At 64.8% G+C, this 14339-nt stretch carries 13 protein-coding genes; 9 read left to right on the forward strand and 4 right to left on the reverse strand.

Annotated elements, in window-relative coordinates:
• Positions 1 to 80 precede the first annotated feature (80 nt).
• A complete protein-coding gene (locus ACFFWD_RS09705) occupies positions 81 to 2303 on the forward strand; it encodes a fused MFS/spermidine synthase (RefSeq protein WP_376964256.1) in 2223 nt (740 codons plus the stop codon).
• Between the two features lie 102 nt (positions 2304 to 2405).
• On the opposite strand, the gene ACFFWD_RS09710 is transcribed toward ACFFWD_RS09705, so the two are convergent.
• Positions 2406 to 3545: a thiolase family protein gene (locus ACFFWD_RS09710; RefSeq protein WP_376964259.1), complete on the reverse strand. Its 1140-nt coding sequence runs from the start codon at positions 3543 to 3545 to the stop codon at positions 2406 to 2408.
• An 18-nt stretch (positions 3546 to 3563) separates the two neighbouring features.
• On the reverse strand, positions 3564 to 3983 hold the full coding sequence (locus ACFFWD_RS09715; RefSeq protein ID WP_376964262.1) for a Zn-ribbon domain-containing OB-fold protein: 420 nt from the start codon (positions 3981 to 3983) through the stop codon (positions 3564 to 3566).
• A 98-nt stretch (positions 3984 to 4081) separates the two neighbouring features.
• Between ACFFWD_RS09715 and ACFFWD_RS09720 the strand changes: the two genes are divergently transcribed.
• The 8 genes from ACFFWD_RS09720 to ACFFWD_RS09755 all read left to right on the forward strand — a co-directional run bounded on the left by ACFFWD_RS09720 (position 4082) and on the right by ACFFWD_RS09755 (position 11308).
• Positions 4082 to 4732, forward strand: a complete 651-nt coding sequence (locus ACFFWD_RS09720) for a TetR/AcrR family transcriptional regulator (RefSeq protein WP_376964265.1) — start codon at positions 4082 to 4084, stop codon at positions 4730 to 4732.
• Positions 4729 to 6279: a class I adenylate-forming enzyme family protein gene (locus ACFFWD_RS09725; RefSeq protein ID WP_376964268.1), complete on the forward strand. Its 1551-nt coding sequence runs from the start codon at positions 4729 to 4731 to the stop codon at positions 6277 to 6279. The genes ACFFWD_RS09720 and ACFFWD_RS09725 overlap by 4 nt, the downstream gene beginning before the upstream one ends.
• Positions 6276 to 7067 (forward strand): SDR family NAD(P)-dependent oxidoreductase, encoded by a 792-nt coding sequence (locus ACFFWD_RS09730; protein ID WP_376964271.1) that lies wholly within the window; start codon positions 6276 to 6278, stop codon positions 7065 to 7067. Before ACFFWD_RS09725 ends, ACFFWD_RS09730 begins: the two co-directional genes overlap by 4 nt.
• A gap of 9 nt (positions 7068 to 7076) precedes the next feature.
• Positions 7077 to 7850, forward strand: coding sequence for a crotonase/enoyl-CoA hydratase family protein (locus ACFFWD_RS09735; protein WP_376964274.1), 774 nt, complete (start codon positions 7077 to 7079; stop codon positions 7848 to 7850).
• A gap of 2 nt (positions 7851 to 7852) precedes the next feature.
• Positions 7853 to 8827 (forward strand): NAD(P)H-dependent flavin oxidoreductase, encoded by a 975-nt coding sequence (locus ACFFWD_RS09740; protein ID WP_376964277.1) that lies wholly within the window; start codon positions 7853 to 7855, stop codon positions 8825 to 8827.
• A gap of 26 nt (positions 8828 to 8853) precedes the next feature.
• A complete protein-coding gene (locus ACFFWD_RS09745; protein WP_376964280.1) occupies positions 8854 to 10074 on the forward strand; it encodes an ABC transporter substrate-binding protein in 1221 nt (406 codons plus the stop codon).
• A 161-nt stretch (positions 10075 to 10235) separates the two neighbouring features.
• The gene (locus ACFFWD_RS09750; protein WP_376964283.1) at positions 10236 to 10742 is read left to right on the forward strand and encodes a DUF417 family protein; all 507 of its coding nucleotides are present in this window, start codon (positions 10236 to 10238) and stop codon (positions 10740 to 10742) included.
• 233 nt (positions 10743 to 10975) lie between these two features.
• Positions 10976 to 11308, forward strand: a complete 333-nt coding sequence (locus ACFFWD_RS09755; protein WP_376964285.1) for a hypothetical protein — start codon at positions 10976 to 10978, stop codon at positions 11306 to 11308.
• A gap of 85 nt (positions 11309 to 11393) precedes the next feature.
• Here ACFFWD_RS09755 and glgA read toward each other — a convergent pair whose 3' ends face one another.
• Both glgA and glgC read right to left on the reverse strand, forming a co-directional pair.
• On the reverse strand, positions 11394 to 12851 hold the full coding sequence (gene glgA / locus ACFFWD_RS09760) for a glycogen synthase GlgA (protein WP_376964288.1): 1458 nt from the start codon (positions 12849 to 12851) through the stop codon (positions 11394 to 11396).
• Positions 12848 to 14110, reverse strand: coding sequence for a glucose-1-phosphate adenylyltransferase (gene glgC / locus ACFFWD_RS09765; protein WP_376964291.1), 1263 nt, complete (start codon positions 14108 to 14110; stop codon positions 12848 to 12850). The genes glgA and glgC overlap by 4 nt, the downstream gene beginning before the upstream one ends.
• Positions 14111 to 14339 lie beyond the last annotated feature (229 nt).

The following is a 14339-nucleotide window of genomic DNA, read 5'->3' on the forward strand; positions in this document are numbered from 1 at the left end:
GGTCGAATCCAAGGGGCCGCTGCAACCTTTGACTGACGAATTGTTGCTAGCCAGCAATCTCCCTCGGTTGGGAGATGGAAGTGACTACCCTGGAAATTTCGACGGCCGCGTCGGCGCCGTCAGCGTTGCGTGTCCGTGTCCTCTATATTCTCTTCTTCTTCTCGGGACTTCCCGCACTTATCTACCAACTCACCTGGCAACGCAGCCTGTTTCGCATCTTTGGCGTCAACACCGAGTCCGTGACGGTCGTCGTCACGGCCTTCATGCTGGGCCTTGGCGTCGGCAGCCTTGCCGGCGGATGGATCACGCGGCGTCGCAATGTGCAGCCGCTGTTGCTGCTTGGGTCCATCGAATTCGCGACTGCGGCATTTGGTCTCGCTTCGCTCTCGATCTTCGAGCAGGTCGGCCACTTCACCTTGGACTGGTCGCTGCCCGCGATTGCCGCCGTCAACCTGCTGCTCGTCCTCGTCCCCACGCTCTTGATGGGGGCGACGCTTCCGATCCTCGTGTCGTATCTGGTCAGGGCGTCGGGCCAGATCGGCAGCTCGGTCGGTCTGCTTTACTATGTCAACACGCTCGGCGCGTCTGCCGCCTGCTTGCTCTGCGCGCTGGTCATCTTCCCGCACTTCGGGATGCATATGGCGGTGTACATCGCCGCGGGGATCAATATCGCCGTTGCGGTCGGCGCGTTCGTGGCGCATTCCCGCCGTCAACGCTCCGACGAGACGGACCGCCACCAGGCGTGCCAGCGCGCGACGCAGCCGATCCTCTCGATGCCATTCGTGGCGCTGCTCGCGGCCGTGAGCGGTTTCGTCTCGCTGTCGTACGAGATCTTTTTCTTCCGCGCCGTGTCCGTTGGGTCCGGATCAAGTTCGATGGCCTTCGCCTTCGTGCTGTGCGGCTTTCTGGCAGGCATAGCCAGCGGCGCGTACCATGCGGCAAAAGTCTGCGACAGGCTCACTCCGTCGGAGGCGATGCATGAGGCTGCCAAGGGCCTGATCTGGGCCAATCTCGTCGGGGCGGCCTTTCTTCCGCTCGTCACCCAGTTTGCCTGGGCCGGCGCAGGCGTCTTCGTGCTGGTGTTGCTCGGAATCTATCTGGTCGCGCGGCAATGGGGCGCGCTGCTGCCGTTCCTGTCGCATTTCGGAATTGCGGCCGATCAACGCGCCGGCATGCAGACGGCGCTGCTTTACGCCGCAAATATCGCCGGTTGCGCTGCCGGCGCCGTCGTTACCGGTTTCGTCCTGACGAATTACCTCGGCTTGCAACAGATCAGCACGCTATTGCTCGCCATCGGAACACTGTGCGCGCTGCTGTTGATCTGCAATTCCAACGCCGTGGCTGGCGTGCGAGGGAGGGCGGCCGCTGTCGCCGTTACGGTTCTTGTCGCCGGAACGGTGATCGCGCCGCCGCTTTCCCGCCATCTGTTCGAGAACCTTCAGAGCTGGACGATATCCGGTCGTGACTTTGCGCATGTGGTGGAAAATCGAAGCGGCGTGATCACGGTCGACGCCGACGGGGTCGTGTACGGCAACGGCATGTATGACGGGCGCTTCAACACCAACCTCAAGTCGGATCGCAATGGAATTGTCCGCCCGTTCGCGCTCAGCTTGTTCCACCCGTCGCCGCGCGACGTTCTGATGATCGGGCTGTCGTCCGGTTCCTGGGCGCAAGTCATCGCAAACAACCCGGCAGTCGAGACCTTGACGATCGTCGAGATCAATCCGGGATATGTCGCGCTGATTGCGCAGCAGCCCGAGGTGCAGTCGGTGTTGCGCAATCCGAAGGTCAAGATCATCGCCGACGATGGACGGCGGTGGTTGAGCCGGCATCCAGGCAGGCAGTTTGACGCGATCGTCTCGAACACGACGTGGCACTTCCGGGCGAACGCAACCAACCTGCTCTCGACCGAGTTCCTCCGGCTGGTCAGCCAGCACCTCAACCCCGGCGGTATCTTCTTCTACAACACGACCTCGTCCAGGCGGGCCCAGAAGACGGCGTGCGCCGTGTTTCCGTACGGCGCCCGATTCACGAACCATGCCGTCATATCGAACGCGCCACTCGACTGGAACCATGCGCGGTGGCGGAAGGTTCTCGAGCATTACACGATCGATGGTAAGCCCGAATTCAATCTGGCCGATCCCGCCGACCGTGACTTCCTCGATGCGCTGATGCAGCATTATCGCCTCCAGGGCGACATGATCGAGCAATGTCCTGTCCTGCTCGCGCAAACCTCGGACAAGGCCCTTATCACCGACGACAACATGGGCACCGAGTGGCGCTACTATCTGGATCTGGAGTAACGGCAACGCGAGGCGCGGATCGATGTTCGTCTGGCGTAGGGCAGGCCGGCGGCGCCCCGCCAGGCGCAATCGTGAATGCCGGCGGGGTCTGCGCGGACTGCGTCAGCGTTGCAGGATGTGGACGTAGCAGACGGCTCCGACTCCCACCATGTGCGCAAGCCCGGTGCGTGCGCCGGGGTGCTGACGCCGACCTGCTTCGTCGCGCAGCTGCATGACGATTTCACCGATCTGGCCGATTCCGGTCGGGCCGATCGGGTGTCCCATCGCGATGAGGCCGCCTGACGGGTTCACCGCGCAACGGCCGCCGATATCGAGCGCGCCGTCCTTCAGCATGCGAACGCCTTGCCCCTCGGCGCACAGGCCGATGCTCTCGATGTAATGCAGCTCCTCGACCGTGAACGCGTCGTGCAGTTCGATGATGTCGAGATCCTTGGGCTGCAACCTGGCCTCCGCCAGTGCCAGTTCGGTGGTCTCTCGTGTCAGCGCTGCGTCGGACCCGACGCCCGGCGGATACACCCGCTCGCTGCGACCGACGGATGCGGTGGCGCGAATGGCGCGTCCGGTATCGATGCCGTATCGCCGGATGCCTTCTTCGGACGCGACAATAACGGCTGCGGCGCCTTCGCCGATCGGCGTGCATTGCAGGGCCGTCAGCGATCCCGACACGCGTTTTCCACCGAGAACCTCCTCGAGGGTTCGTTCCTGTTGTCGCTGGGCGTTGGGATTCCTGGCGCCATTGCGATGGTTCTTGACGGCGACCAGCGCGATGTCCTCGACGGAGACCTTGTGGCGCGAGGCGTACTCGTTGGTGAGCAGCGCGAAATGCGTGAAGGGAACGATCGCATCGTCGGCGAGGTGGCCGATGCCGGTCTCCGACCGCCGCACCGGATTGCGCTTGTCGACGCCAACCGCGAGCGCGACATCGCTGATGCCGCTTGCGACCTCGATGCAGGCGTGCCGGAACGCGCTCGATCCGGAAGCTGATGCGTTCTCGATATGGACGAGCGGCGCGCCGGTGGCGCCGAGATGGCGCAGCATCGGCCGGCCCGCCGCCATGCCGAGCAGGGCGGTCGCGACATAGCTCGACTCCACCGCGGGCCATTCGAGGCGCGCATCGGCGAGCGCCGCGCGGATCGCGGTGAGGCCGAGCGGGACGTAAGGCGTCTCGCTCGGATTTTGATAGCGGTGCCAGCCGATGCCGACGACGTAGACCGGACGCAGATCGCTGAGAGAACGGGCCATGGCAAACCTCCGTATGTGTCAGGATGCGGCGCAGAAGCGGATATCGAGCACGATCTCGCTGCTCTCGCCTTGCTGGAGCGGCACGAGCTTGCCGACCATGCGCTGCCCCGGCGCAACGGCTGCGCTGTCTTCGGCCAACAGCGTGCGGACGACCGGCCCGTCGTCGAGTGCGATCTTGACGATCGTGAAGGGAGCAGGGCGGGTCTTGTCGGCGTGAAGGTGGACCGTCGCTTCCGCAAGCAGCGTTCCGTGCGTCGAGAGTTCGCAGGGTGTCAGCGCGTCGCCGTGGCTGCCGCAGCGTTCGCAGCCGTAGGTCTGCATCGGGAAGAAGACGTAGCCGCAGCGGCACCGGCCGCCTTGCAGGCGTGGTCCGATGTCGGCCGGATCGTGTTGTTCAGAAGAATACAGACTGGATTTCAGCAGTTTGGCGGGTGTCATGCGTTTCCTTCAATAAACTTGTTGACCAACCAACAAACATTATTGTAGCTTGATTGCAAGCAAAAAGTCGTCGGGTGGCGGCTAGGGAGCGAAACCGAATGACACGAGCAGTTCGACGTGCGCTGGAGTCGCGGGACGATGCGCCTGGCTCAAGGCGCACGCAGGTCGAGCGCCGCGACGAAGCGGAGCGCCGGATTCTCGAGGCCGCCGCGCTGATCGTCGCCGAAGGCGGGCTCGAGGCGATCACGCTGGCGGAAGCCGGCGCACGCGCCGGCTATAGCCGCGGACTGCCGTCGCACTATTTCCGCACCAAGGCCGACCTGTTGTCCGCGCTCGCGGCCTACGTGATCGATTCCTTCATGGTGAAGCGCCGCGCTGTCGCGCCGGGTCTCGTCGGGTATGAAGCCCTGGTCGCCTCGCTCAGATACTATTTCGTGCTGCCGCCTGGGGCGCCCGAGATGGTTCGCGCCTTTCATGCGGTGCTGGCCGGCGCTCTCACTGTGCCCGCGATCGCAACCACCGTGGCCAAGCTCAATCGCGACACCAGGACCGAGATCGCCGCCGGCCTCAAGGCCGGGATCGCCGCGGGAAAGCTGCGCACCGACATCGATGTAGACATCGAGAGCGCGCTCATTCTCGCCGCGCTGCGCGGATCGGTGGCGCAGTGGCTGGTCGATCCCGACGGGATCGATCTCGACAAGATGGGCGAGCAGTTTGTCGCAGCCGTCGAGCGGAGGCTTTCGAAATGAGCGTTCAGCCGAACACGGTCGAGGCCTGGGCCGCAAGCCGTCCCGACGACGTTGCGTTCATCGAGGGCGACCGGCAGCTGACATGGTCGCAGCTCAACGACGCCGCGAACCGCGTTGCGCATAGTTTGGCGGCGCGGGGCGTGGTGGCCGGCGATATCGTCGTGCTGCGGACGCAAATCCGGATCGAGTGGCCGATCCTGAGCGAGGCGCTCGGCAAGCTCCGCTGTTCGCTGCTCGGGCTCAACTGGCGCCTGACGCCATCGGAGACCCAGTATGTGCTGTCCAACAGCGGAGCCACCGTCGTCGTTTGCGACGACGACGATCCGGCCGCGCTGAAGCCCGCATTCGAAGGCCTGCCGATCAAGCTCGCCGTCTCGATCGGGGCCGCGTCACCCGGCTTCGTCGCGTTTTCCAGTCTCCTGACGTCTCCGGCGGAGCCTCCGCTGTTCGCCGCCGGCCGGCCGCCGCTGATCCTCTATACGTCGGGGACCACCGGCCTGCCCAAGGGCGTGGTCTCGGTGGTGCAGCCGGGCGTGCAGATGGATGCGCGCACCAGCGAATATCTGAGCGACGTCGCGAAGACCCGGCGCGGACAGCCTGGCGGCGTGTCGCTCCTGACCTTGCCGCTGCATCACGGCGCCGGCCCGGCGCAGGTCTGGGGCGCGGTCCAACTCGGCAATCCCACCGTCATGATGCGCCGCTTCGATCCCGAAGGCGCGCTTCGGCTGATCGCCAAGCATCGCGTCACCAACTGGACCGGGGTGCCCACGATGTACAAGCGTCTCGCGGCGCTTCCGAAGGCGGTGCTTGACGGCTACGACGTCTCGTCGATCCGCGCGCTCTCGGTCGGCGCAGCGCCGGTGCCCTACCAGCTCAAGCAATGGATCATCGGCTATTTCGGCGGCGGCGTTCTCGGTGAAGGCTACGGCGCGACCGAGGTCGGCATGATCAGCTTCCTGCCGCCGGACATGCAGGACAAGAAACCGGGCTCGAGCGGCCGTCCGCACACGCATGTCGACATCAGCATCCGCGACGCCGAGGGGCGGGAGCTGCCGCGCAATGTCTCAGGCGAGATCTGGATCAGGACGCCGGTGACGATCCGCTCCTATCTGAACGGCCAGCCGCTCGGGTCAGACACCCGCGATGCCGATGGATTCTTCCGCGTCGGCGACGTCGGGATGCTCGACGACGACGGCTATCTGTTCATCACCGATCGCGCCAAGGACATGATCATCGCCGGCGGCGTCAACATCTATCCCGCGGAGATCGAGGCCGCGATCCTGAAGCATCCCGACGTTCAGGACGTCGCGGTGATCGGAATTCCCGACGACGAATTCGGCGAGCAGGTCAAGGCGTTCTGCGAGCTGAAGCCGGGCCACAAGGCCGACCAGGACGCGATCCTCGACTTCTGCCGCGAGCACCTGGCTTCGTACAAGCGGCCCAAAACGCTGTCGATTGTCGACGAACTGCCGCGCAACACAATGGGCAAGCTGCTCAAGCGGGAACTGCGTGAACCTTACTGGAAGGGACGGGAGCGGAATGTATGAGTGATCTTCTCGATCTGCAGAACAAGGTGACCTTGGTCACCGGCGCCGGCCAGGGTGTGGGACGTCAGATCGCCCTGCATTTCGCCGCCCACAGGGCAGCCGGCATCGTCGTCAACGACTACTTCCTCGAGCGGGCCGAGCAAGTCGCCGCCGAAATCAACGCCGCCGGCGGCAAGGCGATTGCGGCGCAGGCCGACGTCACCGACCTCGCGTCGGTCAAGGCGATGGTCGAGAAGGCGGAGCAGGCGTTCGGCCCGGTCGATGTCCTCGTCAACAATGCCGGCAATGCCGGCGCCGTTCCCGATCCCGATGCGCGCAAGCCGTTCTGGGAGACCGGGCCTGCGGTCTGGAACAGCTTCATCGGCGTCAACCTGTATGGCGTCATCAACTGCGCATCGGCGTGCATTCCGCGGATGATCGAGCGCCAAGGCGGGCGCATCGTCACGATCATCTCTGACGCCGGCCGCGCCGGCGAAGCGGGACTGGAAGTCTATTCCGGCGCCAAGGCGGGCGCCGCGGGCTTCACCCGCGCGATCGCGCGATCGCTCGGCCGCTATCAGATCACGGCCAATTGCGTCGCGATCGCTGCCACCCTGACGCCGGCGATCGAGGCGCGGCTCAAGGCCAACCCCGAGATGCAGAAGAAGATGATGGAGAAGTACGTCATCCGTCGTCCCGGTCAGCCGTCCGACGTCGCCAACATGGTCCTGTTCCTCGCCTCCGATGCGAGTGCGTGGATCACCGGCCAGACCTATCCGGTCAATGGCGGCTTCACCTTTGCGCTGTGAGGTTCATCAATGGCAAACGAGAGTGAACAGGTCGTACTGACCGAACGTCGCGGACATATCCTGGTCGTCACCCTGAACCGGCCCGAGGCCAGGAACGCCTGCAACCTTGCGGTCGCGCAAGGCATCTCGGCGGCGATGGATCTGCTCGACGCGGAGGATGCGCTGTTCGTCGGCGTCGTCACGGGGGCCGGCGGCAACTTCTCGGCCGGTGCCGATCTCAAGGCCGTCGCGCGCGGCGAACGGGGCGTGACCGAGCGCGGCGGTTTCGGGCTGTTTCGACGGCCGCCGCGGAAGCCGTTGATCGCGGCCGTCGAAGGCTACGCTGTCGGCGGCGGGCTCGAGCTTTGCCTGTCATGCGACCTGATCGTCGCCGCGCGTGACGCGAAGATGGGCCTGCCGGAAGTCAGGCACAATGTCGTCGCCGTCGGCGGCGGCCTGTTCCGGCTGCCGAAGCGAATTCCGTATCACATCGCCATGGAGCTGGCGCTGACCGGCCAGTTCAAGAGCGCGGAGTTCTTCGAACGCTTGGGGCTCGTGAACCGGCTTGTCGAGCCGGGGCAGGCGTTGGAGGCGGCGATCGCCTTCGGCAATGAGCTCCTGATCAACGGACCGACGGCGCTTGCCGCATCGAAGGAGATCATCTTCCAGGCCGCGAACTGGACCGACGAGGGCGGATGGAGCGCACAGATGCCGATCGCCGACCGGGCGTTCAGCGCCGAAGACCGCACCGAAGGGCTCAAGGCGTTTGCCGAAAAGCGCAAGCCGGTATGGAAGGGACGTTAGCCATGCCGGCCGCTGCCCGGCGAAGCGCGCTGCCGGCCGCGATCGCGGAGCGGCTTCGTCTGCCGCTGATCGCCGCCCCGATGCTCCGTGTTTCCGGAGTCGATCTGGTCACGGCGGTCTGCCGTTCCGGAGCCATCGGCGCATTTCCGACCGCCAATGCACGCTCGGTCGAGGAGCTCGACTCATGGCTTCTCCGGATCGAACGCGGCGTCGCCGACAATGAACGGCCGGCTGCGCCGCATTGTCCGAACCTCATCATCCGTCAGCCGCGCTTCAAGGACGATCTGGCCTGTCTCGTGCGGCACAAGGTCGAAATGGTCATCACCAGCGTCGGTTCGCCCGCGGCGGCAATTGCGCCGCTCCATGATGTCGGCTGCCTGGTGTTTGCGGATATCGCGTCGCTGCGCCATGCCGAGAAGGCGATCGAGGCCGGCGTCGATGGCCTGATCCTGCTGAGCGCAGGTGCCGGCGGACAGACCGGCTGGGTCAATCCGTTCGCATTCGTGCGGGCGGTGCGCGCGATGTTCGACGGACCGATCGTGCTCGCGGGCGGCGTGAGCGACGGCGTCTCGCTCGCCGCCGCGCGCGTACTCGGCTGCGACCTCGCCTATATGGGGACGCGCTTCATCGCGACCCGCGAGAGCATGGCGAGCGACGCCTATCGCCAGATGCTGGTCGACAGCACGCTCGACGACGTCCTGCTGACGCGGGCATTCACCGGGCTCGCTGCGAGCATGCTGCGCCCGTCGATCATCGCCGCGGGGCTCGATCCCGCAAACCTCGACGAGTCGGTCTCCGAAGCGCGGGCGCGCGAGAAGTTCGGCGGCAAGAATTCCACCGAGGGGCCGCGGCGCTGGATCGAGGTCTGGAGTGCCGGCCATTCGGTGTCGGGCGTGCGCGCGGTCGGCAGCGTCGTCGACCTCATCGATGAAATAGCCGGGCAGTATGACGCGGCATTCGACGGTAACGGCGCGTAAGACGCCGACGTCCTCGGGAGGAAGCCATGAAACGAGTCAGCCGCAGAGCTTTGCTCAAGACCACGGCGGCCGGGCTTGCGGCCGCAGCCATCGGAGGCAAGGCGTTCGCCGGCGCCTCATATGATCCCGGCGCGACCGACAAGGAGATCCGCATCGGCCAGTTCGGACCGCTCAGCGGGCCGGTCTCGTCGTTCGGCGTGCTCGCCAACGCGATGGATGCGTACTTTCGCATGCTTAACGAGCGAGGCGGCGTCAACGGCCGTACGATCAAGTTCATCAACTATGACGACGCCTACAGCCCGCCGAAATCGGTCGAAGCGGTACGGCGGCTGATCGAGGGCGATGAGGTCCTGTTCATCTCGGGCGCGATGGGAACGCCGGGCAACATCGCCGTGCAGAAATACATGAACGCGCGGAAGGTTCCGCAGCTATTTCTGGCGGCTGCCGCCAGCAAGCTGTCGGACCCCGCGGCCAATCCCTGGACAATGGTCGGCGGGACCACCTACGAAATCGAGGGCGCCGTGATCGGGCGCTACATCGCCAGCACGTCGCCTGGCGCCAAGGTCGGGCTGCTCTACCAGAACGACGACGCCGGCAAGGCAACCTTGTCCGGCCTGAAGAACGGTCTGGGCGCGAGGACCTCGCAGATCGTGTCGGAACTGAATTATTCGGTCAGCGATCCCACGATCGACTCCCAGATCGTCCAGATGAAGATGGCGGGTGCCGACGTGGTGTTTCTCATCACCATCCCGAGGATGGCAAGCCAGGCGTTGCGGAAGATGGCCGCGCTCGATTGGCGACCGCAGGTGTTTCTCGGCGCAGGCAATGCGTCGACGCGGGCAACCCTGCAGCCCGCAGGGTTCGAGAATGCCCAGGGCGTCCTCGCCTTCGTGACGCGGAAAGATCCGGGTAATCCATTGTGGACCGAGGCGCCCGACATGAAGGAGTATATGGCGTTTCTGGACCGCTATGTGCCCAATGCCGATCGCGCCGACGATCTCTACGCCATCGGCTATACGGTCGCGGCGACCACCGCCCACGTCATCGGCCAGTGCGGTGATCAATTGACGCGTGCCAATGTCCTGCATCAGGCGGCCAATCTCAGAAACTTTGCCGCGCCGCTCCTCATTCCCGGCATTACCCTCAACACGACGCCGAACGACTATGTGCCGATCAAGCAGTTTCAGCTGATGCGGTTCAAGGGCGAGGCCTATGAGAAGGTCGGAGAGCTGCTCAACGCAGGCTGAGGACATCAGGCGGCCGGGCTCATCACCTCGCGCGCACATCATTGTGAACCGGACGATCGTGCCCCGCGCGTAACGGTGGGGCGGGACCCTGCGTAAACCAGCCACGGGCGCAGCAAATGCGCCGGCTGGGGGTCATTCGCAATCAGGGAAGAAACGTCCGCATGAACTTGTCTTTCAACATCGCCGAAAAGGGCGAGGGGTCTTATCGTCTGCTCGCGATCCTGCGCTGGGTCATGGTCGTGATCTTCGTGTCGTTCGGCATGCAGAAGTTCACGCTGCAGTCGGCGCAGGGCATCGTCCAGTTCATCAGCAACAGCCCGTTCGTCTCGTGGCTGTTGGTGTTCGGCCTCAGGGGCGAGGCCTATGTGCTCGGCGTGGTCGAGTTCGCTATCGCCGCGTTGCTCGCAGCAGGTGCATTCAATCCGATCCTGTCGGCGATCGGTGCGCTGATGGGGGTGATCACCTTTGCGATCACATGGTCGTTCTTCTTCACGACGCCGGGGGTCGTGAGGTGGAGCCTGTCGACCGACCCGATGGCCTGGAACCTGGCCGGCGAGTTCATCTTCAAGGACATCGTGCTGCTCTGCGTCTGCGTCGTGCTGTTGCTGGCGTCGCTGCCGCGATCCGTTGTTCGGGTGAGCGCCGCAGAGAGTGATCCTGCGCGGTGACGTTGACCGTCAGCGCGCGCAATCGTGAATTCTGATGCGGTGGCTTCGGCGGTAACACGAGGCCATCGCAGCACCGCATCCTCCCGGCACTCGCGCGAGATTAACGGCACCACGGCACAGCCAGATGACAGCTTCTGCCCAAACGAGGGGGTGGGATGCAAAAAATGTCGTGGCGCGGCGAGCGGAGCGGCTGTATAAGCCGGTAGCTTCTTCTCCTATTCGAAGAGGCTGACATGACCGAACTGAATACGCCTGATCTGAATACGTCCGAATTGCATGCGTGGCTTTCGCAACAGCACCACGGCTTGCGGACCTTCAAGACCTTCCAGCAAAAACTCGAGACCTTGAGCAGGGACGCCCCCGAGCAGCGTGCTCTGTGCCGGCTGCTGAGCAGTCTCGTCGGCAGCTATGTCGAGGCCTTCGACGAGGAGCCGCTGCCCGTTGCGGTCGCTGATCGCGCCTATGGCCGGCTGCTCGACCTCGTCGCAAGCATCGATCTTCACGCCAATGCCGACCGGCGCCTCGCCGACTTCAACCGGATCGCCGCCTGCGATCTCCTGCACTGACCGGCGCAAGAGCTGCGCGATCTGTCGCGCGGCTGTCGCGACTGGTGCGCGATGCCTTGCTCGAAGGGCGGTGAAGCGTCACGCCCTAGCCCTGCTGCGCGGCGACCAGCTCGCGATAAAGCGCGGCATAGCGGCCGGCGCGATCGCGCCATGACACGTCGGTGGTCATGCCGCTGTGCTGCAGCCGGCGCCACGTCACCTTGTCGTTGAACAGGAGGTTGGCCTTGCGCAGCGCGTGGGCGAGGGCTTCCGGCACCACCGGACCAAATTTGACGCCGGTCGCCGCACCGCCGGCAACCGCGGCCTCGTCGACATCGACGACGGTGTCCGCAAGCCCGCCGACGTCGGAGACGATCGGCACCGCGCCGTAGCGCAGCGCGCAGAGCTGGGTGAGGCCGCAGGGTTCGAAGCGCGACGGCACGGCGAGCGCGTCCGCGCCGGCCTGGATCAGATGCGCGAGCGCTTCATCGTAGCCGATCACGACCGCGATCCGTCCGCGATGAGCGTGGGCCAGCGCAGAATAGCGATCCTGCAGGTCGCGGTCGCCGCTTCCGAGCAGCGCGAGCTGCATGCCCTCACTCAGGAGTGTCGGAATGGTCTCAAGCAGGAGATCGAGGCCCTTCTGCCAGGACAGCCGGCTGATGACGCCGAGTAGCATCGCGTCGGCCGATGGTTCGAGCCCGAAGCGCTGCTGCAGTGCCTGCTTGTTCGACGCGCGCGGCGCCAATTGCTCCGCGCCGAAACGCGCGGCGATCTGCGGATCGGTCTGCGGATTCCACACCGATATGTCGATGCCGTTGAGGATGCCACTCAGCACGCCCGACCGCTCGCGCAGCAATCCGCCGAACCCCATCCCGCCATCGTCGCCCTGGATTTCCCGCGAGTAGGTCGGGGAGACGGTGGTGATGCGATCGGCGAATTGCAGGCCGGCCTTCAGCAGGCTGATCGTTCCGTAATATTCGACGCCATGGATACGATAGGATTCCGCAGGCAGTCCGAAGGTTGTGAGCATGTCGGGCGAAAACTGCCCCTGATAGGCGAGGTTGTGCACCGTCATCACGGTTGAAGGCCGCGGGCGGTGGTCATAGTGCAGATAGGCGGGCGCCAGCCCAGCCTGCCAGTCGTGCGCGTGCACGACGTCAGGCACGAAGGACGGAATGGCGCCGTGGCCGATCTCGGCGGCGACGCGGGACAGCGCCGCAAAGCGGATGCCGTTGTCCGGCCAGTCCTTGCCGTCGGGCCCGAGATAGGGATTGCCCGCGCGCGCAAACAGATGCGGCGCGTCGAGCGCGTAGAGATCGAGGCCGTCATGCGATCCGGCCAGCACGCGGATCGGCCCGCCATAGAGGTCCGGCCAGTGCAGCAGCAGTTCCGCTGACGGCAGCGCCTTGAGCACGTCGGGATATCCGGGAACCAGCGTTCGTGTCGCGATGCCGTGCTCGTTCAATGCCGCCGGCAGCGCGCCGACCACATCGGCCAGGCCGCCGGTCTTGACGATCGGGTAGATTTCGGACGCAACCGCAAGCACGCTGACCGACGTCATGTATTGAGCCTGTCGATCATCGGCTGCGTGATCAGCGTGATGCCGTTCGAGGTGGTGCGGAATCGTTGCGCATCGACCCCCTGATCTTCCCCAACAACCAGACCCTCCGGGATCTGGACGCCGCGATCGATCACGACATTCCGGAGCCGCGCGCCCCGCCCGACATTGACATAGGGCATGATGACGGCATTCTCGACATAGGCGTAGGAATTGACGTGCACGCCGGTGAACAGCAGGGAGCGGCGGAGCGCAGCACCCGAGATGATGCAGCCCCCAGATACCAGCGACGTCACCGCCTGTCCGCGCCGGCCGTCTTCATCGTGGACGAATTTTGCGGGCGGCGTGATCTCGGCATAGGTCCAGATCGGCCAGGCGCGATCGTAGAGGTCGAGCTCCGGCACGACGTCGGTGAGATCGATGTTGGCGGCCCAATAGGCATCGACAGTGCCGACGTCACGCCAATAGGCGCGGGGATCGTCACCGGAGCGGACGCAGGAGTCGTTGAACTGATGGGCCACCGCCCGGCCATGCTTCACGATATGGGGGATGATGTCCTTGCCGAAATCGTGGCTCGAATTCGGGTCCGCTGCGTCGCGACGCAGTTCGTCGAATAGGAATTTTGAATCGAACACGTAGATGCCCATGCTGGCGAGCGATTTGTCGGGCTTGCCGGGCATTGGCGGCGGATCGGCCGGCTTCTCGAGGAAGGACTGGATCACGCCGTGCTCGTCGATATGCATGATGCCGAAGCCGCTGGATTCCGCTCGCGGCATCTCGAGGCAGCCGACGGTAACGTCGGCGCCGCTCTCGACATGCTGCTTCAGCATGAGCTCGTAGTCCATCTTGTAGATATGGTCGCCCGCGAGCAGCACGATGTATTTGGTGCCGTGCGGCTCGACGATGTCGATGTTCTGGTACACGGCATCGGCCGTGCCGAGATACCAGTTGGTCTCCGACACCCGTTGGCTCGCGGGCAGGATGTCAAAACTCTCGTTCCGCTCCGGGCGGAAGAAATTCCAGCCCATCTGCAGATGCCGGATCAGGCTGTGGGCCTTGTACTGGGTTGCGACCGCGATGCGGCGGATGCCGGAGTTCACCGCATTGGACAGGGCGAAATCGATGATCCGGGATTTTCCCCCGAAATAGACCGCGGGCTTGGCGCGCCTGTCGGTCAGCTCCAGCAGCCTGCTGCCGCGTCCGCCGGCCAGCACGAAAGCGAGGGCATGACGCGACAGCGGTTCATTTCCGACGGTTCTCATTGTCGTCCTCCCGGGCTCCAGGGCATGGCTCCGTCACCTCCTCTTGTCTGGAAGGCGTGATCGGGTGCCATCAGGGCCGATCGCGAGCGTAGCAAGCGCGGTCAGGATGAGCAAAGCGGCCCGGCCGCGTTTCGTTCCACGGATCTGTGTGGCCACGACTGCAGCCAGTGCGGGGGAGGCCCTGCAAACCTTTGACGCGCGGCCGTTTCGGTATAGAGCAGGCCAGCCC

The organism is Bradyrhizobium erythrophlei (genome assembly GCF_042430365.1).
Lineage (GTDB): Bacteria > Pseudomonadota > Alphaproteobacteria > Rhizobiales > Xanthobacteraceae > Bradyrhizobium > Bradyrhizobium erythrophlei.

Coding starts and splice junctions, on each gene's coding strand:
- ACFFWD_RS09710 (WP_376964259.1), bottom strand. CDS start 3,545: ATGGCCCGTTCTCTCAGCGATCTGCGTCCGGTCTACGTCGTCGGCATC.
- ACFFWD_RS09715 (WP_376964262.1), bottom strand. CDS start 3,983: ATGACACCCGCCAAACTGCTGAAATCCAGTCTGTATTCTTCTGAACAA.
- ACFFWD_RS09720 (WP_376964265.1), top strand. CDS start 4,082: ATGACACGAGCAGTTCGACGTGCGCTGGAGTCGCGGGACGATGCGCCT.
- ACFFWD_RS09725 (WP_376964268.1), top strand. CDS start 4,729: ATGAGCGTTCAGCCGAACACGGTCGAGGCCTGGGCCGCAAGCCGTCCC.
- ACFFWD_RS09730 (WP_376964271.1), top strand. CDS start 6,276: ATGAGTGATCTTCTCGATCTGCAGAACAAGGTGACCTTGGTCACCGGC.
- ACFFWD_RS09735 (WP_376964274.1), top strand. CDS start 7,077: ATGGCAAACGAGAGTGAACAGGTCGTACTGACCGAACGTCGCGGACAT.
- ACFFWD_RS09740 (WP_376964277.1), top strand. CDS start 7,853: ATGCCGGCCGCTGCCCGGCGAAGCGCGCTGCCGGCCGCGATCGCGGAG.
- ACFFWD_RS09745 (WP_376964280.1), top strand. CDS start 8,854: ATGAAACGAGTCAGCCGCAGAGCTTTGCTCAAGACCACGGCGGCCGGG.
- ACFFWD_RS09750 (WP_376964283.1), top strand. CDS start 10,236: ATGAACTTGTCTTTCAACATCGCCGAAAAGGGCGAGGGGTCTTATCGT.
- ACFFWD_RS09755 (WP_376964285.1), top strand. CDS start 10,976: ATGACCGAACTGAATACGCCTGATCTGAATACGTCCGAATTGCATGCG.
- glgA (WP_376964288.1), bottom strand. CDS start 12,851: ATGACGTCGGTCAGCGTGCTTGCGGTTGCGTCCGAAATCTACCCGATC.
- glgC (WP_376964291.1), bottom strand. CDS start 14,110: ATGAGAACCGTCGGAAATGAACCGCTGTCGCGTCATGCCCTCGCTTTC.